This window comes from Pseudomonas sp. Pseusp10 (genome assembly GCF_059492225.1).
On record NZ_CP168528.1, the window covers coordinates 685,203 to 700,591 of the forward strand.

The window sequence follows — 15,389 nt, forward strand, 5'->3', positions numbered from 1 at the left end:
GTGACCTAAACGGTCAGTGCCATGTAGAACTGAGTACCCTGCCCCGGCCGTGAATAGACGCCCATCCGCCCGCCATGCAATTGCACGATTTCCTTGCACAATGCCAGGCCGAGTCCGGCCCCGCCCTTCTTGCGTCCAACCTGCACGAACGGCTCGAAGATCCGCCCCTGCTGACCGTAGGCAATGCCTTCGCCATTGTCCTCGACACTGATAATGACCCGGTCGCCATGGCGCCGGGCCTGCAAGCGTATCCGTCCGCCGGAACCGGTGTGACGCAAGGCGTTGTCGAGCAGGTTGTCGAGTACCCGGTCCAATTGTGGCTGGTCGGCCTGCAACCGCGGCAATGGCCCCTGCACTTCCACCAGCAGACTGATTTCCTTCTCTTGGGCCGGTGTGGCAAAGCGTGCCTGGGCCTGTTCCAGCAAAGTCTCGATGGAACACGGTGCCAGGCTGAGTTTCTGCAAGCCATTCTGGTAGCGGGAGAAGTTCAGCAGGTCATTGATCAACTGCATCAGCCGCTGCATCTCTTCATTCACGGTATCGAGCAGGTCGGCTTCCCGGGAATCCGGGGCAAAGTGTGCGCGCTCACGGAACAATCCGAATGCCATGTGCATGCCGGTGACCGGTGTGCGTAATTCATGGGAGGCGCGCAATACAAATTCGCTGCGCACCCGTTCGAAGGCCCGCTGTTCCGTGACGTCATGCAGCACCATCACGGCACCGAGAATATGGCCCTGGGTATGGCTGACCGGGGTCAGGCTATAGGTCAGCAGTCGCGACTCGCCGTCGACTTCGATACTCAGGTCTTCCGGCGCCCGTTCCAGCGTGCCGCCGCGCAGCACCAGATGCAGCTGCTCATCGAGTTCGGGGCGCTCCAGCGCCGCACCCAACCCTTGACCCAGGCGATCGGACTCCCAGCCCAATTGGCGCTGGGCCACGGGATTAAGGTGTTCCAAATGGCCCTGACGGTCGATCATCAGCAGTCCGTCGTCGATGCTGTCGAGTACGGCCTGCAAACGCTGCTGCCCGGCCAGCAGTTCATCAACGTTGGTGGCCTGATGTTCACGCAGCGCTTGGGCCATGATCCCGAAACGCCGGGTCAGCTGGTTCATCTCCACCGCAGAAGAGATCGGCAGGGTGACATCGAAATTGCCTTGGCCGATATTGTCCGCCGCCTTGGCCAATGCCTCGATGGGCTCCCCGAAGCGCCGGGCGATGGCCTGCGCGGTCACGAAGCCGATGATCAGCACCGCCAGCCCCACCAGGCCAAGCAACCCGGCAATCAGCAGTGCCCGCTCTCGGGCCTGGCGCTCGGTATCGTTAATGTTATCCAGTGCGCGCTTGTGCTCGGCGATCAGGCCATTGCGTAGCGCGTTGAATTTTTCCGTCAGATTGTCGTGGCTGCTGAGCACATTCGACGGGTCCGGGGACGTTTCATAAGCCTGGATAAAGCGCTCGTAGTCGGCCTTGGCTTTTCTGAAGCCGTACTCGCTGCCGGTCTCCGCCGGTTCCTGGGCGATGCCTTCCTCCAGCAGTTCGAAGTAATGCTGCTTCGAGGCGGCGAAAGCGGCGGAGTCAGGTTTCTCGCTGAGCATGATGATCAGTTGATCACCCAGGGTCTGACGCAGCTTGAGCCCCAGGTCCAGAGTGACGAAGTTGTTGCGGATGAGCACTTCCTGGCTGCCGGCCATCTGCATCACGCTGACCAGCCCGAGCAAGAGCCCAAGCAACGCGACGGTGATCAGTGCGGAGATGCTCAGGAAAAGCCGGGTCCGCAATTTCATCGCCAGTTTCATCGGTTATTGCTCACAAGTTGTACTGCTTGCGTTTGCGGTACAGCGTCGAGGCGTCGATGCCCAGGATTTTGGCCGCTTGATCCAGCGTGTCGGCGGTGGCAAGGACCGCGCCGATGTGGGCCTTTTCCAGCTCATCCAGGCTCAGTGCCGCGCCGATGCGCGGTGCATTGTTGACCGGGGTTTCGGCCATGCCCAGATGACTGATCTCGACCCGCTCCTGCGGACAGATGATGCTCGCCCGCTCGATCACGTTGCGCAGCTCACGGATGTTGCCGGGCCAGCGATAGCTCAGCAGCGCTTCCCGGGCCTCGTCGCTGAAGGCGCGCGCGGGACGGGCGTATTCCTTGACGAAGCGCGCCAGGAAACGATCGGCGAGGTTGAGAATATCTTCGCGGCGTTCGCGTAGTGGCGGCAGGTGCAAGGTAATGACATTCAGGCGATAGAGCAGGTCTTCACGGAAACGACCGTCGCGGACCATGTCCTCAAGGTTGCGGTTGGTGGCCGCAAGGATGCGCACATCGGCGCGGCGGGTCACCGGATCACCGACGCGCTCATATTCCTTGTCCTGAATAAAACGCAGCAACTTCGGCTGCAATGTCAGAGGAAAGTCGCCGATCTCGTCGAGAAACAGCGTCCCGCCGTCAGCCTGGTTGACTCGGCCCAAGGTGCTTTCGCTGGCACCGGTGAAAGCGCCGCGGCTGTGGCCGAAGAGCTCGCTTTCCATGAGGTCGGCGGTCAGCGACGGGCAGTTGATCGTGACGCAGGATTTCTTCGCGCGTTTGCTCCAGCCGTGAATGGCTTGGGACAGTTCGCCTTTGCCGGTACCGGATTCACCAAGAATCAGAATATTGGCATCGGTCGTGGCAACCTGGCGGGCGGTTTCGAGTACCACTTTCATGGCCGGGCTGTGGGAGTCCAGACCATCCATGGGCTTGCGCACTTCACCTTCCAGGGCTTCCAGGCGCGCCGACAATTGCCGCACTTCCAGTTGCTTGGCGGTTGCCAGCCGCAATTGATCCGGGCTGCACGGTTTGACCAGATAGTCGGCGGCACCGGCCTGGATCGCATCCACCGCCGTGTCAACGGCTGAGTGCGCGGTGACAATCACCACCCGCATCCAGGGTGCCTGGATACGCATCTGGGCCAGCACATCGAGGCCGTTGTCTTCACCCAGACGCAAATCGAGGAAGCACAGGTCGAAGACCTGTCGCTGCAACAGGGCTTCTGCCTGCGCGGCACTGGTAGCGGTGGCCACGCTGTAGCCTTCGTCTTCGAGGCAATAACGGAAAGTACGCAGGATGGCGGACTCATCATCCACTAGCAGAATGCGGCCTTGATGCTCAGTGGCTGATTCCATTTTCCTACGCTCCTTAATGAATGATCTTGGTTTGGTGCTGGAGAAATCGGGCAAGTTGCATGATTGATTCTGAGCCATTCCCGTCATGGCAGGGTAGCTTTCATCCCATGTATCGGTTAGCCGGCTGATTCTGCGGGTCCGTTAATAGATGCCCGATTTCTTACAACAGCCTGTGTGTATTTCTGACATCCGCGGCTTCCTCTCAATTCAAAAAATTTACGCCTTCCCTCAAACGAATCGTGCAATACGCACGGCCGTACGAGAGGCATCGTGCAGGATGCGTGCGAAGTGATTTCTCTGTAGATCATAAGGTATTGATATTGAAGAAAATTAATTCAAATCAAGGCTGGCATGCAGGCTGCAATTGTCTGGTTGACCAGGGCATTCAAAAACAAACGCCCGTTATCGAATACCGACCCGATCGGTAGGAGCTTCAGGATGAACCGTCAACGTGCCGCCCACCTGTACCTCTCGCCTGTGCATATCCAGCAAGGGGTGTTTGCTGTTCTGGCGCTGTTGATCACCCTGATCGGCGGCCAGCAGTTTCTGCGCTGGGAGCAGTGTCAGCAGCCGGAAGCGCCATGTCTGTCGATTCATTATCCAACCCAAACCCATTTCAGTGCTGTCAGCAGCGGTCAGGCCGATAGCACCCCGATGCGCATGATGGATGTCGACCAGGCCGGGCCTGTGGGTGAGATGCGTCATCAAGAGCGTTGGGTGTTCTAGGCAAAACTTCCGCCGCACCCCATGCGCCGGGAAACGCAGCACCTCTAAACAGATGCGTAAGGAGAATCACCATGTTGAGCTGGGCAATCACATTTCTGATCATCGCCATCATCGCCGCCGTACTGGGCTTCGGTGGTATCGCGGGCACCGCCACGGGGATCGCCAAGATTCTGTTCGTCGTGTTCCTGGTGATGTTCGTTGCCTCCTTTTTCTTTGGCCGTCGCGGTCGAGGCTGATATGAGAGGGTTGTTGAATACACTGGCTGCGCCACCAGAGGAAGGCTGGCGCAAGACCAAGGGGTCGGGACGTTCTGCCTGTTTCAGGGGCGGAGTGACCTACGGGTACAGGGAGTACCTGCGCAAGGGCCGGGTCTGGAAAAGCTGCTGCGCAAGTTCGCCGGACCGTCATGGCTCGACGGGCTTGCGAAGGGCTTGATCACGCAACATATTGAAATAGAGCGCTCGTCCCCGTTTCATCACTGTTATCGCTTCCTCGTCCTTGTTACGTCGGAAATTACTTTTCCCGGTGTTTCAGCAGCGACCGTATATCGAGAAAAATCACCTTTCTTTGACCGCGATTTTTCGCTTCGTTCGGCGGGATTTTGCTGGAAAATCAACGCTCGGCCACTGCTCAAAAAACATTCAATCTGCTCTGTGATGGCCGGTTCACGGCACTTATGCCTGCCGAAATGTCGTATTCGAACCGGTTGGGACGCGAGTTTCACTACAAAAACCTCATGCCGATTCGGCATGGGGTAGGCGTTTACGGCATTAGACGGCGCCCCCTTGCATCGGAATAGTTGCGCCTTTTTTCGCCTGCCAGAGAGCCGTAAACACGCGCTCCGGGGCACCTTATACGGGGGGCAGATGCACTGGACTTTTTCGCCATAAGCGTTCCAGTTCGCGCATCTCCCTGAGTCAAACAACAAGTAAGGGTAAAGATATGAAGAAGGCAAAGCTTAGCCTCGCCTGGCAGATCCTCATCGGTCTGGTATTGGGGATTGCAATCGGTGCGCTGCTCAACCATTTCAGTGCCGAAAAAGCCTGGTGGATCAGCAACGTCCTGCAACCGGCAGGCGATATCTTTATCCGTCTGATCAAGATGATCGTGATTCCGATCGTCATTTCCTCCCTGATTGTCGGTATTGCAGGCGTCGGTGACGCCAAGAAGCTGGGGCGCATCGGCTTCAAGACCATCATCTACTTCGAGATCGTCACCACCATCGCCATCGTGGTCGGTCTGCTGCTGGCCAACCTGTTCCATCCGGGTGCCGGCATCGACATGAGCACCCTGGGCACTGTGGACATTTCCAAGTACCAGGCCACGGCGGCCGAGGTTCAGCATGAACACGCGTTCATCGAAACCATCCTCAACCTGATCCCGTCGAACATCTTTGCGGCCATGGTTCGCGGCGAAATGCTGCCGATCATCTTCTTCTCTGTATTGTTCGGTCTCGGTTTGTCGAGCCTGCAGGCGGACCTGCGCGAGCCGCTGGTGAAGATGTTCCAGGGTGTATCGGAAAGCATGTTCAAGGTCACTCACATGATCATGAACTACGCCCCGATCGGCGTGTTCGCACTGATCGCGGTGACCGTTGCCAACTTCGGCTTCGCCTCGCTGATACCGCTGGCCAAACTGGTGATCCTGGTTTACTTCGCCATCGCCTTTTTCGCTTTCGTGATCCTGGGCCTGATCGCTCGCCTGTTCGGGTTCTCGGTGATCAAGCTGATGCGCATCTTCAAGGATGAGCTGGTACTGGCCTACTCCACCGCCAGCTCCGAAACCGTGCTGCCGCGCGTGATCGAGAAAATGGAAGCCTACGGCGCGCCGAAAGCCATTTGCAGCTTCGTGGTGCCAACCGGTTACTCGTTCAACCTCGACGGTTCGACCCTGTACCAAAGCATCGCGGCGATCTTCATTGCCCAGCTGTATGGCATCGACCTGTCGATCAGCCAGCAACTGTTGCTGGTGCTGACCTTGATGGTCACCTCCAAAGGCATCGCCGGGGTTCCGGGCGTGTCCTTCGTGGTACTGCTGGCCACACTCGGCAGCGTCGGTATTCCACTGGAAGGCCTGGCGTTCATCGCCGGTGTCGACCGCGTCATGGACATGGCCCGTACCGCACTGAACGTGATCGGCAACGCCCTGGCGGTTCTGGTTATCGCTCGTTGGGAAGGCATGTACGACGACGCCAAGGGCCAGCGCTACTGGAACTCCCTGCCGCACTGGCGCAGCAAGGAAAAACTGCCGGTGGGTGAAACCTCCAGCAACTGATACAAAACCTGTGGGAGCGAGCCTGCTCGCGATGACGGATTGACCGTCACCGTTGATGTCGACTGATACACCGCTATCGCGAGCAGGCTCGCTCCCACAATGGTCTGCGACAGCAGAACTAACAAACCCCGGAGAAATCCGGGGTTTGTCGTTTCTGGCCACCCCGCTATCATTCGCGCATCTTTTGGGGGATTTGACTGATGCTCAATGGCCTGTGGCTTGGCTTCTTCATCGTGGCAGCCGTCTCGGCGCTGGCTCAGTGGCTGATTGGCGGCAACGCCGGAATTTTCGCGGCGATGGTGGAAAGCATTTTCGCCATGGCCAAGCTGTCGGTCGAGGTCATGGTGCTGCTGTTTGGCACCCTCACTCTCTGGCTGGGCTTTTTGCGCATTGCCGAGAAAGCCGGGATCGTCGAATGGCTGGCCAAGGCCCTGGGGCCACTGTTTTTGCGCCTGATGCCTGAGGTCCCACCTGGTCATCCGGCCATCGGCCTGATCACCCTGAACTTCGCCGCCAATGGGCTGGGCCTGGACAACGCCGCCACACCGATCGGCCTCAAGGCCATGAAAGCGCTGCAAGAGCTCAATCCCAGCGATACCGTCGCCAGCAACGCACAGATACTGTTCCTGGTGCTCAACGCTTCCTCGCTGACCTTGCTGCCGGTGACGATCTTCATGTATCGCGCCCAGCAAGGCGCGCCTGACCCGACGCTGGTGTTCCTGCCGATCCTGCTGGCGACCAGTTGCTCGACCATTGTCGGCTTCCTGTCGGTGGCGTTCATGCAGCGTTTGCGCATCTGGGACCCCGTGGTGCTGGCCTACCTCATCCCTGGTTCCCTCGCCCTCGGCGGTTTCATGGCGTTGCTGGCGACCCTTTCGGCGACCGCGCTGGCGGGCCTGTCGTCGATCCTCGGCAATCTGACGCTGTTTGGCCTGATCATGCTGTTTTTGCTGATCGGCGCGCTGCGCAAAGTGAAGGTCTACGAGGCCTTCGTCGAAGGCGCCAAAGAGGGTTTCGACGTCGCCAAGAACTTGCTGCCCTACCTGGTGGCAATGCTCTGTGCAGTGGGTGTTCTGCGGGCATCCGGGGCGCTGGACTTCGGTCTGGACGGGATTCGTCATCTGGTGGCGTGGGCCGGTTGGGACACGCGTTTCGTCGATGCGCTGCCGACGGCGATGGTCAAACCCTTCTCGGGTAGCGCCGCCCGGGCGATGCTGATTGAAACCATGAAGACCTCGGGCGTGGACAGCTTCCCGGCGCTGGTGGCGGCAACGATCCAGGGCAGTACCGAGACGACCTTCTATGTACTGGCGGTGTACTTCGGCGCCGTGGGTATCCAGCGCGCACGACATGCAGTCGGTTGTGCATTGCTGGCGGAGCTTGCCGGGGTGTTGGGCGCGATCGGGGTTTGTTACTGGTTCTTTGGTTGATCGGCCCCGCCAGCCAACACCTTCAACGCTGCCTTGCGCTCGCCCGTCGGCAAGGCACCGAGCTTCTCCACGGCAGCATAGAACTTGAGCCAATCGCCATCCACCTGATGGAACAACGCGGCAAATGCCGGTACCCATTGATCGTACAAACCAAACGGCAATAGCCGGGCATTGTTCATGGGGGCATAGATCCAGGCGTCGTAGCGTTTGTCTGCGGCCCACTGACTGTCGCGCAATTGCCGGTACTCGCTGCGCAAGCGCTCGAACTCGGCAGCCTTGCGCTGGCGCATTTGTTCGGTTGGCAACGACAAGGTGTAGAGCTTTTCCAGCCGGGTGCGGGTCTTGAGCACCAACTCAGTGAACTGGTCGCGTCGACGCACCTGCGCATCGTTATCCGGTGGCAGGTGGCGGTAGGTGCGCCATTGGCGAGTACCTTCCTGCTCGACGAAGGTGGCAAAGGATTCGTTGAACTCCGTGTCGTCCTTTATATAGAAACGCTGATGGGCCAGCTCGTGAAAGATCAGCGTGGCCAGTCGCTCATCCCCCCAACCCATCATCGAACTGATGATCGGGTCGTTGAACCAGCCGAGTGTCGAATAGGCCTCGACGCCGCTAATTGACACGTCCATACCCTGCAAGCGTTGCAATGCCGCTTCGCCGCGAGCTGCACTCTGGCTGTAGTAACCGCGATAAGCCACGCAGCCGGCGACGGGGAAGCAGTGGCTTACGGGCTTGAGGGAAAATTCCGGCGTGACGAAGACATTCCAGACGACGAATGGACGGCCAATGTCAGCGTACAGGCGGTAACTCTGGTTATCCGGCAGGTGCAATTGCTGGCTGGCAAACGTTCGGGCCTTTTGCGATTGCTCCAGGTGTGAGCGCAGTTTTTGATCGCGCGCCGGGTCGGCAATCACGCTGGAAACCGGCTCTCTTGCCCGTAGCAACTGCAGTTGGCCGCTAGCCAATTGGCTGTAATAGCTGGCACTGGTGCAACCGTTGAGCAACAAAAACAACACACCCGGAAACAAAACGCGAAAAACGCGATCAAGTAATCCAGGGCTAGGAAGCGGCCTGATCAAAATAATTCTTCCTTGGAGAGTCTTTCCACAAGACTATCCCGCCTGACTGGAGCTCCGCTATGCGCATGTTGATACTGACAGGAGGCCTGTTGATGCTGGCCGGCTGTGCTTTTTTCGGACTACCCCGCCCTGATCCTGCGCAAGCCTGGATCGACCTGGAGTCGAAGCAAGCAGATACGAAGCTGCAAGCGCTGGAGGTCGATGACAAGGCCACCGACGATAAACGCTATTTCCAGGTCCAGCCCGGTAGCCATGAGTTGACGGTCCGCTACCAATTCACGGTCCAGCCCACCAACATCGGCCCCGACGCCGGGCCGTTGTGGCGCGATTGTCAGTTGAACGTGAAATTCAACGACTTCAACGCGGGTGAGCGTTATCAGCTACAGGCGGGGAACATCGGTTTTCGGCCTTGGGCGAAACTCTACGATCAACAGCGCAAAGTGGTTGGCCAAGGCACGCCAGCGGGCTGTCAACACACCTGATCGGCGTTATGCTGAATGTATAGCCCCTTGGGACATTCATCATGTACAGGTTGATGCTGTTACTCGCCGTCAGTGTTGTTGCTGGTTGTCAGACCCCGATGCCGGCGGCTAATCCAAAGATGGCCTGGGTCGAATTTTCCACGCCCTTCCCTAACGATAAATTGCTGATGGCCGAACGTCTGGATAAACGGCGCTTGGCCGACGGGCGGTTTTTTGAGGTTATGCCCGGCAGCCATGAACTGATCGTCCGCTTCGACTTCGAAGTACCCAGTGGCGCGGGCTTGAACAATATGGGTGGCCCTTCTGAACGCATATGTTACTTGACCGTCAACTTCGATCATTTCGAAGCCGGTCAACGTTATGTGCTTGAAGGCCGCTCGATTGCCTTCATTCCTGAAGCCAGGCTATACAACGCCAAGCGCGAGATCGTTGCTGAAGACCGGGAGTCCTACTGCCTGATGTGAGCGGTTCAGCGGTCGTTCTTCTGGTAGATGATTTTCTTGGTGCCGTTTTCGCACGAGCCAACGACCATGTTCTGGTCGTGTACCTCGTCGTTGGTGACGATTTCAAGCGTGTAGGAGGTGACGCCACTGGCCTGGATCTTGGCTTCGATCTCGGCCTTGAGTTCTTCACAGGGTTTCGGTGCCGCAAGGGCCGAAGTGGTCAGTGCGCAACAGATTACTGCCAGGGCAAAACGTTTCATGGTTGAAGCTCCTTTGACGCAGCACGCACAGTCATGGGGTTTCGCTGCTGTCATTTATTCGACCACAGTTTTAGCGGGCAAGTCTGTCACGACGCAAAAAAGATCGCAGCCTTGGGCAACCTGCCGGGTTATTCCGGTGTTTGCCCAAGGCTGCGATCTTTCGTTTCAACGAAAATCCAGCCGAGCCATGTTGCCTCCAGGCTGATTTTCGCCTTGAGGATCAACTTCACTGCGTCCGATCAATCCGCTTTTTTCGCGGGATTTTTTACCGGGCTATTGAAACTCGGGTATATGCCCACATTGCATGAAACACGCTTTTGGATTCGGCAGGTTTTCGTTCGCAAGATCAAACCTGCGCCCTCAATTGGAGAAGCAGGTTTATGAAACGACTGTCCGATATCAAGTTCTCGACCCTCGATCTGGTGCCGGTGCGCGAGAACGGCAGCGCGGCCCAGTCGCTGCGCAATTCGCTGGACCTGGCGCAACACGTCGAGAAGTTCGGTTACAACCGCTTCTGGGTGGCTGAGCACCACAATATGGATGGCATTGCCAGTTCCGCGACTTCGGTGCTGCTCGGCTACCTGGCCGGTGGCACGTTGACCATTCGAGTCGGTTCGGGTGGGGTGATGTTGCCTAACCACGCGCCGTTGGTGATTGCCGAGCAGTTCGGCACCCTGGAAAGTCTTTATCCGGGCCGGATCGATCTGGGCCTGGGGCGCGCTCCGGGTTCCGACCAGATGACCGCACGTGCGTTGCGTCGTGAGCGCTCCGGCAGCGCCGACGACTTCCCGGAAGATGTGGCGGAACTGGTGCGCTACCTGGGGCCACGCACTCCGGACCAACGCATCATCGCCATGCCGGGAACCGGCACCAATGTGCCGGTCTGGTTGTTGGGGTCGAGCCTGTTCAGCGCACAGTTGGCGGGTGAACGCGGTTTGCCCTACGCCTTCGCATCGCATTTCGCGCCGCGCTACATGCATGAAGCGATTCGGGTCTACCGCAATCACTTCAAACCGTCAGCCGTTCTGGACAAACCTTACGTAATGCTCGGTGTGCCATTGGTGGCAGCCGATACCGACGAGCAGGCCGAATACCTGGCCACTTCGGTGTTCCAGCGGATTCTCGCCCTGATGCGTGGGCAAAGCCTGGTGCAACGTCCGCCGGTGAAGACCATGGACGGCCTGTGGCTGCCCCATGAGAAAGAGGCCGTGCACGATTTCCTTGGACTGGCCATGATCGGCAGCCCGCAGAAAATCCGCGCCAAACTCGAGGTCCTGATCGAACAGACTCAGGCCGACGAGCTGATTTTCACCTGTGACCTGTACGAACATTCGGATCGTGTGCATTCCTACGAGCTGTTGGCACAGGTCATGCGAGGCTGATACTCAAACGGCAGGCATAAAAAAGCCGGCGCCAGGGCGTCGGCTTTTTCGTTCAGGCGAGGATCGGCCTACTTTTTGTAGACGATCACTTTGGCGCCCTTTTCGCATTTACCAACAACTTTTCCGCCGGCAGCGGTACCTTTATCGACGATCTCCAGCGAATAACCGGAAACGCCCTTGGCATCAAGTTTCGCTGCGATTTCGGCTTTCAGCTCTTCGCATGGCTTGCCATCACCCGCCAATGCGGTCCCCGCAAGGCTCAACAAACCTACCGCCAACATAAACTTCTTCATCGGTTGCATTCCCTGGTCGGATCATAGGGGTAACCAGCCGTCAGCCGGACGCACTCATGGAGCGCTTTGCCATTCCCTATGGCATTCGGCTGGCGTGCAAGTTCAGAAGACTAGCCCAAAGTCAGCTGCTGGCAATGCGGAATCCGACTTTCAAGGTCACCTGAAAGTGCGCAGCCTTGCCGTCCCTGATGTGCCCACGGGTCTCGGTTACTTCAAACCATTCCATGTACTTGATGCTTTTGCTGGCTTCGGTCAGGGCGTTGTTGATCGCATCTTCGATACTGCTGGTGGACGAGCCAACCAGCTCGACTTTCTTGTAGGTGTGATGGTCAGACATGGCGTTCTCCTCTGCGTATGAATTACAGCCTAGCAGTGATTTTTCCTATTTCTTCTATTGGCCGTTCTGAAGGTGAAGTTCAGATTTTCTGCACTTTCTCGAACCCCTGAAGTCCCAACCAACGCACGCCACTCATCACCAATGCAGGAGAGCCACCATGGCCAACACCTCGTTACGCAAAGCCTCATTGCAAAGCATGGAAGCCGAGATCGAGAGTCTGCTCAAGTCTTTGGAAAGCCTGAAGGACGACGCTTCGGACGAGTCGCGTAAAACCCTCAAGACCCTGAAAAGCAACGCCGAGAATGCCTTGAGGCACTCGCGCCATCTGCTGGCCGATGCCTATGAAGAGGTCAAGGTCAAAACCCGCGAAACCGGGATCGCCACCCGGGAATACGCCCAGGAGCACCCCTGGACAACAGCTGGTGTCGCCGTGGGCGCATTGGGGCTGCTGGCCGCTTATCTGTTGTGCAAGCGTGATTAATCCGCTCGACGCAGCTCGTTCTTGAGCCACTGCGCCAGTTGCCGGGCGCGCCCGTCCGCGGCGCGCTTGGGTAGCCACAACGCCAGTTGTGCCGGGGTTTCACTGAAGCCCCATGGCGCAACCAGGCGGCCGGCCTTCAAGTCCTCCGTCACCAAGGGTTCGGGGGCAATCGCCACGCCCAGACCCGCGACGGCGGCTTCCAGCAAGTAATACAAATGTTCAAATCCCTGGCCGTACTTCAACGCCCTGGCGTCGAGGCCCTGTGGTTGCGCCCAGCTCGGCCAGGCTTGCGGGCGTGAGGTGGTGTGCAGCAAGGGTTCGCTCAGCAGTGCAGTGGCCGGCGCTTCCTTGAGCCGTTCATAGCCTGTGAACCGCGGGCTCATGACCGGACCGATGCGTTCGCTGGCCAGCTCAAAAACCTGCATGTCCGCCGGCCAGGGAGGCTCGGCAAAGACCAGCAAGGCATCCAGCCCCGGTCTTCGCGGATCGAGATCGCCTTCTCCGGCCGACAGGTGCAGGCGCAAGTCCGGCAGGTCGGCATTGAGCCTCCCCAGCCGCGGGATAAACCAGCGCGCCAGCAGGCTTCCCGAGCAACCGAGCACGAAGGGGGCATCGGCTGTGCTTTGTGTGAGTTCGGCGCAAACGCTGCGCAGACGTTCGAAGGCTTCGCTGCTGGCGTCGCGCAGACGCAACCCGGCATTTGTGAGTTTCAGGCCGCGACCGTCCTTGATGAACAGGCTCACGCCCAAGTGCTCTTCCAGGACCTTCAATTGCCGGCTGACGGCCCCATGGGTGACGTGCAACTGTTCGGCCGCCTGACTGACGCTGTTCAAGCGGGCAGTGGCTTCGAAGGCGCGAAGCGCGTTCAGCGGAGGAAGGTCATGGCTCATGGGATCTGTGAGTTTTCCTGACAGGTTGCGGCGATCTTATCGGTTTTCAGGCCGGGGCGTCAGGGGTAGAGTGAAGCCCACTGTCTCTTTACGCATTCAACTGGAGCGCCAAATGACCCAGACTAATCTGCGCAACGGCCCTGATGCCAACGGCCTGTTTGGCGCGTTCGGCGGTCGCTACGTTGCCGAAACCCTGATGCCGTTGATCCTCGACCTGGCCCGCGAATATGAGTTGGCCAAGGAAGATCCTGCATTCAAGGAAGAACTGGCCTACTTCCAGCGCGACTATGTCGGACGTCCAAGCCCACTGTACTTCGCCGAGCGTCTGACCGAGTTCTGTGGCGGTGCGAAGATCTACCTCAAGCGTGAAGAGCTGAACCACACCGGCGCGCACAAGATCAACAACTGCATCGGCCAGATCCTGCTGGCGCGGCGCATGGGCAAGAAGCGCATCATCGCCGAGACCGGTGCCGGCATGCACGGTGTAGCCACCGCCACCGTCGCTGCACGCTTCGGTCTGGATTGCGTGATCTACATGGGCACCACTGACATCGAGCGTCAGCAGGCCAACGTGTTTCGCATGAAGCTGCTGGGCGCCGAGGTGATCCCGGTGGTGGCCGGTACCGGCACGCTGAAAGACGCGATGAACGAAGCCCTGCGTGACTGGGTGACCAACGTCGACAGCACCTTCTACCTGATCGGCACCGTAGCCGGTCCGCACCCTTACCCGGCGATGGTCCGTGACTTCCAGGCCGTGATCGGCAAGGAAACCCGCGAGCAACTGCAAGCCCAGGAAGGTCGCCTGCCGGACAGCCTGGTGGCGTGCATTGGCGGTGGTTCCAACGCCATGGGCCTGTTCCACCCGTTCCTCGACGACAAGAGCGTCGAGATCATCGGCGTTGAAGCCGCAGGTTACGGCATCGAGACCGGCAAGCACGCGGCCAGCCTGAATGGCGGCGTTCCAGGCGTCCTGCACGGCAACCGCACCTTCCTGCTGCAGGACGACGATGGCCAGATCATTGATGCCCACTCGATCTCTGCCGGCCTCGACTACCCGGGCATCGGTCCGGAACATGCCTGGTTGCACGACATCGGCCGCGTTCAGTACACCTCGGTGACCGACGACGAAGCCCTCGCCGCGTTTCACCAGTGCTGCCGCCTGGAAGGGATCATCCCTGCCCTGGAAAGCGCCCATGCCCTGGCCGAAGTGTTCAAGCGTGCACCGAGCCTGCCAAAAGATCACCTGATGGTGGTCAACCTGTCCGGCCGTGGCGACAAAGACATGCAGACCGTGATGCACCACATGGAACAATCCAAGCAGGAGAAACACTGATGAGCCGCCTGCAAACGCGTTTTGCCGAACTCAAGGAACAGAACCGCGCCGCCCTGGTGACTTTCGTGACCGCTGGCGACCCGAGCTACGACACCTCCCTGGCGATCCTCAAAGGCTTGCCGGCGGCCGGTGCTGACGTGATCGAGCTGGGCATGCCCTTCACCGATCCGATGGCTGACGGCCCGGCCATCCAGCTCGCCAACATCCGTGCGTTGGGTGCCAGGCAAAATCTGGCGAAAACCCTGCAAATGGTTCGCGAGTTCCGCCAGGACAACAACGAAACGCCGCTGGTGCTGATGGGGTACTTCAACCCGATCCACATGTACGGTGTACCGCGCTTCATTGCTGAAGCCAAAGAGGCCGGCGTTGATGGCCTGATCGTGGTCGACCTGCCGCCGGAGCATAACGGCGAGCTGTGCGACCCGGCGCAGGCCGCGGGCCTGGACTTCATTCGCCTGACCACGCCAACCACAGACGATGTGCGCCTGCCGACTGTTCTCAATGGCAGCTCCGGTTTCGTCTACTACGTATCGGTGGCCGGTGTGACCGGCGCCGGTGCCGCCACGCTGGAACATGTCGAAGAAGCGGTCGCCCGTCTGCGCCGCCATACCGACCTGCCGATCAGCATCGGTTTCGGTATCCGGACTCCGGAGCAGGCGGCGTCCATCGCACGTCTGGCTGATGGTGTGGTGGTGGGCTCGGCGTTGATCGACCAGATCGCCAATGCGGCAACTGCGGACCAGGCCGTCGACGGCGTATTGAGCCTTTGCTCGGCACTGGCGGACGGCGTGCGTAAAGCCCGCGTCAGCTGAGCTGAACACTGACC

17 protein-coding genes are annotated in these 15,389 nt (G+C 59.0%); 10 read left to right on the forward strand and 7 right to left on the reverse strand.

Features of this window, described 5'->3' with window-relative positions:
- Positions 1–5: 5 nt before the first annotated feature.
- Together ACEN8Z_RS03175 and algB are read right to left on the reverse strand one after the other, a co-directional pair.
- Positions 6–1,796, reverse strand: coding sequence for a KinB sensor domain-containing domain (locus ACEN8Z_RS03175; protein WP_495596745.1), 1,791 nt, complete (start codon positions 1,794–1,796; stop codon positions 6–8).
- Positions 1,797–1,806: 10 nt separating this feature from the next.
- A complete protein-coding gene (algB, locus tag ACEN8Z_RS03180; RefSeq protein WP_495596746.1) occupies positions 1,807–3,153 on the reverse strand; it encodes a sigma-54-dependent response regulator transcription factor AlgB in 1,347 nt (448 codons plus the stop codon).
- Positions 3,154–3,591: 438 nt separating this feature from the next.
- Here algB and ACEN8Z_RS03185 point away from each other — a divergent pair, with 438 nt between their 5' ends.
- The 4 genes from ACEN8Z_RS03185 to ACEN8Z_RS03200 all read left to right on the forward strand — a co-directional run bounded on the left by ACEN8Z_RS03185 (position 3,592) and on the right by ACEN8Z_RS03200 (position 7,583).
- A complete protein-coding gene (locus ACEN8Z_RS03185; RefSeq protein ID WP_495596747.1) occupies positions 3,592–3,879 on the forward strand; it encodes a hypothetical protein in 288 nt (95 codons plus the stop codon).
- A gap of 71 nt (positions 3,880–3,950) precedes the next feature.
- Positions 3,951–4,115 carry a DUF1328 domain-containing protein gene (locus tag ACEN8Z_RS03190; RefSeq protein WP_008002172.1) on the forward strand — a complete coding sequence of 55 codons (165 nt, stop codon included), beginning with the start codon at positions 3,951–3,953 and terminating at the stop codon, positions 4,113–4,115.
- A gap of 706 nt (positions 4,116–4,821) precedes the next feature.
- Entirely contained in the window at positions 4,822–6,153 is a 1,332-nt protein-coding gene (gene gltP, locus ACEN8Z_RS03195) for a glutamate/aspartate:proton symporter GltP (protein ID WP_495596748.1), read from the forward strand.
- Positions 6,154–6,353: 200 nt separating this feature from the next.
- On the forward strand, positions 6,354–7,583 hold the full coding sequence (locus tag ACEN8Z_RS03200; protein WP_277533341.1) for a nucleoside recognition domain-containing protein: 1,230 nt from the start codon (positions 6,354–6,356) through the stop codon (positions 7,581–7,583).
- On the opposite strand, the gene ACEN8Z_RS03205 is transcribed toward ACEN8Z_RS03200, so the two are convergent.
- Positions 7,565–8,662, reverse strand: coding sequence for an aminopeptidase (locus tag ACEN8Z_RS03205; RefSeq protein ID WP_495596749.1), 1,098 nt, complete (start codon positions 8,660–8,662; stop codon positions 7,565–7,567). The two genes, ACEN8Z_RS03200 and ACEN8Z_RS03205, sit on opposite strands and share 19 nt — an antisense overlap.
- Before the next feature lie 59 nt (positions 8,663–8,721).
- On the opposite strand from ACEN8Z_RS03205, the gene ACEN8Z_RS03210 reads away from it, so the two are divergent.
- Positions 8,722–9,144 (forward strand): PA0061/PA0062 family lipoprotein, encoded by a 423-nt coding sequence (locus ACEN8Z_RS03210; protein ID WP_495596750.1) that lies wholly within the window; start codon positions 8,722–8,724, stop codon positions 9,142–9,144.
- Positions 9,145–9,185: 41 nt separating this feature from the next.
- The gene (locus tag ACEN8Z_RS03215; RefSeq protein ID WP_204932766.1) at positions 9,186–9,608 is read left to right on the forward strand and encodes a PA0061/PA0062 family lipoprotein; all 423 of its coding nucleotides are present in this window, start codon (positions 9,186–9,188) and stop codon (positions 9,606–9,608) included.
- A gap of 5 nt (positions 9,609–9,613) precedes the next feature.
- Here the strand turns inward: ACEN8Z_RS03215 and ACEN8Z_RS03220 are convergent, their stop codons facing one another.
- A complete protein-coding gene (locus tag ACEN8Z_RS03220; protein WP_204932768.1) occupies positions 9,614–9,847 on the reverse strand; it encodes a DUF1161 domain-containing protein in 234 nt (77 codons plus the stop codon).
- 380 nt (positions 9,848–10,227) lie between these two features.
- Here ACEN8Z_RS03220 and ACEN8Z_RS03225 point away from each other — a divergent pair, with 380 nt between their 5' ends.
- Positions 10,228–11,229, forward strand: a complete 1,002-nt coding sequence (locus ACEN8Z_RS03225) for an LLM class flavin-dependent oxidoreductase (protein WP_495596751.1) — start codon at positions 10,228–10,230, stop codon at positions 11,227–11,229.
- Between the two features lie 68 nt (positions 11,230–11,297).
- Here ACEN8Z_RS03225 and ACEN8Z_RS03230 read toward each other — a convergent pair whose 3' ends face one another.
- Together ACEN8Z_RS03230 and ACEN8Z_RS03235 are read right to left on the reverse strand one after the other, a co-directional pair.
- Positions 11,298–11,522: a DUF1161 domain-containing protein gene (locus ACEN8Z_RS03230; RefSeq protein ID WP_008002156.1), complete on the reverse strand. Its 225-nt coding sequence runs from the start codon at positions 11,520–11,522 to the stop codon at positions 11,298–11,300.
- Between the two features lie 121 nt (positions 11,523–11,643).
- On the reverse strand, positions 11,644–11,859 hold the full coding sequence (locus tag ACEN8Z_RS03235; protein ID WP_015092929.1) for a dodecin: 216 nt from the start codon (positions 11,857–11,859) through the stop codon (positions 11,644–11,646).
- A gap of 157 nt (positions 11,860–12,016) precedes the next feature.
- Here ACEN8Z_RS03235 and ACEN8Z_RS03240 point away from each other — a divergent pair, with 157 nt between their 5' ends.
- Positions 12,017–12,340 carry an ElaB/YgaM/YqjD family protein gene (locus ACEN8Z_RS03240; protein ID WP_495596752.1) on the forward strand — a complete coding sequence of 108 codons (324 nt, stop codon included), beginning with the start codon at positions 12,017–12,019 and terminating at the stop codon, positions 12,338–12,340.
- On the opposite strand, the gene ACEN8Z_RS03245 is transcribed toward ACEN8Z_RS03240, so the two are convergent.
- Complete coding sequence (locus ACEN8Z_RS03245) at positions 12,337–13,230, reverse strand: LysR family transcriptional regulator (protein WP_495596753.1); 894 nt, start codon at positions 13,228–13,230, stop codon at positions 12,337–12,339. The genes ACEN8Z_RS03240 and ACEN8Z_RS03245 overlap by 4 nt on opposite strands.
- A gap of 112 nt (positions 13,231–13,342) precedes the next feature.
- On the opposite strand from ACEN8Z_RS03245, the gene trpB reads away from it, so the two are divergent.
- Positions 13,343–14,563, forward strand: coding sequence for a tryptophan synthase subunit beta (gene trpB / locus ACEN8Z_RS03250; RefSeq protein ID WP_218431420.1), 1,221 nt, complete (start codon positions 13,343–13,345; stop codon positions 14,561–14,563).
- Positions 14,563–15,375 carry a tryptophan synthase subunit alpha gene (gene trpA, locus ACEN8Z_RS03255; protein WP_008002144.1) on the forward strand — a complete coding sequence of 271 codons (813 nt, stop codon included), beginning with the start codon at positions 14,563–14,565 and terminating at the stop codon, positions 15,373–15,375. Before trpB ends, trpA begins: the two co-directional genes overlap by 1 nt.
- Positions 15,376–15,389 lie beyond the last annotated feature (14 nt).

Bases quoted from the DNA above. Each gene is read 5' to 3' on its own strand.
- ACEN8Z_RS03175 (WP_495596745.1), bottom strand. From the start codon at position 1,796: ATGAAACTGGCGATGAAATTGCGGACCCGGCTTTTCCTGAGCATCTCC.
- algB (WP_495596746.1), bottom strand. From the start codon at position 3,153: ATGGAATCAGCCACTGAGCATCAAGGCCGCATTCTGCTAGTGGATGAT.
- ACEN8Z_RS03185 (WP_495596747.1), top strand. From the start codon at position 3,592: ATGAACCGTCAACGTGCCGCCCACCTGTACCTCTCGCCTGTGCATATC.
- ACEN8Z_RS03190 (WP_008002172.1), top strand. From the start codon at position 3,951: ATGTTGAGCTGGGCAATCACATTTCTGATCATCGCCATCATCGCCGCC.
- gltP (WP_495596748.1), top strand. From the start codon at position 4,822: ATGAAGAAGGCAAAGCTTAGCCTCGCCTGGCAGATCCTCATCGGTCTG.
- ACEN8Z_RS03200 (WP_277533341.1), top strand. From the start codon at position 6,354: ATGCTCAATGGCCTGTGGCTTGGCTTCTTCATCGTGGCAGCCGTCTCG.
- ACEN8Z_RS03210 (WP_495596750.1), top strand. From the start codon at position 8,722: ATGCGCATGTTGATACTGACAGGAGGCCTGTTGATGCTGGCCGGCTGT.
- ACEN8Z_RS03215 (WP_204932766.1), top strand. From the start codon at position 9,186: ATGTACAGGTTGATGCTGTTACTCGCCGTCAGTGTTGTTGCTGGTTGT.
- ACEN8Z_RS03220 (WP_204932768.1), bottom strand. From the start codon at position 9,847: ATGAAACGTTTTGCCCTGGCAGTAATCTGTTGCGCACTGACCACTTCG.
- ACEN8Z_RS03225 (WP_495596751.1), top strand. From the start codon at position 10,228: ATGAAACGACTGTCCGATATCAAGTTCTCGACCCTCGATCTGGTGCCG.
- ACEN8Z_RS03230 (WP_008002156.1), bottom strand. From the start codon at position 11,522: ATGAAGAAGTTTATGTTGGCGGTAGGTTTGTTGAGCCTTGCGGGGACC.
- ACEN8Z_RS03235 (WP_015092929.1), bottom strand. From the start codon at position 11,859: ATGTCTGACCATCACACCTACAAGAAAGTCGAGCTGGTTGGCTCGTCC.
- ACEN8Z_RS03240 (WP_495596752.1), top strand. From the start codon at position 12,017: ATGGCCAACACCTCGTTACGCAAAGCCTCATTGCAAAGCATGGAAGCC.
- ACEN8Z_RS03245 (WP_495596753.1), bottom strand. From the start codon at position 13,230: ATGAGCCATGACCTTCCTCCGCTGAACGCGCTTCGCGCCTTCGAAGCC.
- trpB (WP_218431420.1), top strand. From the start codon at position 13,343: ATGACCCAGACTAATCTGCGCAACGGCCCTGATGCCAACGGCCTGTTT.
- trpA (WP_008002144.1), top strand. From the start codon at position 14,563: ATGAGCCGCCTGCAAACGCGTTTTGCCGAACTCAAGGAACAGAACCGC.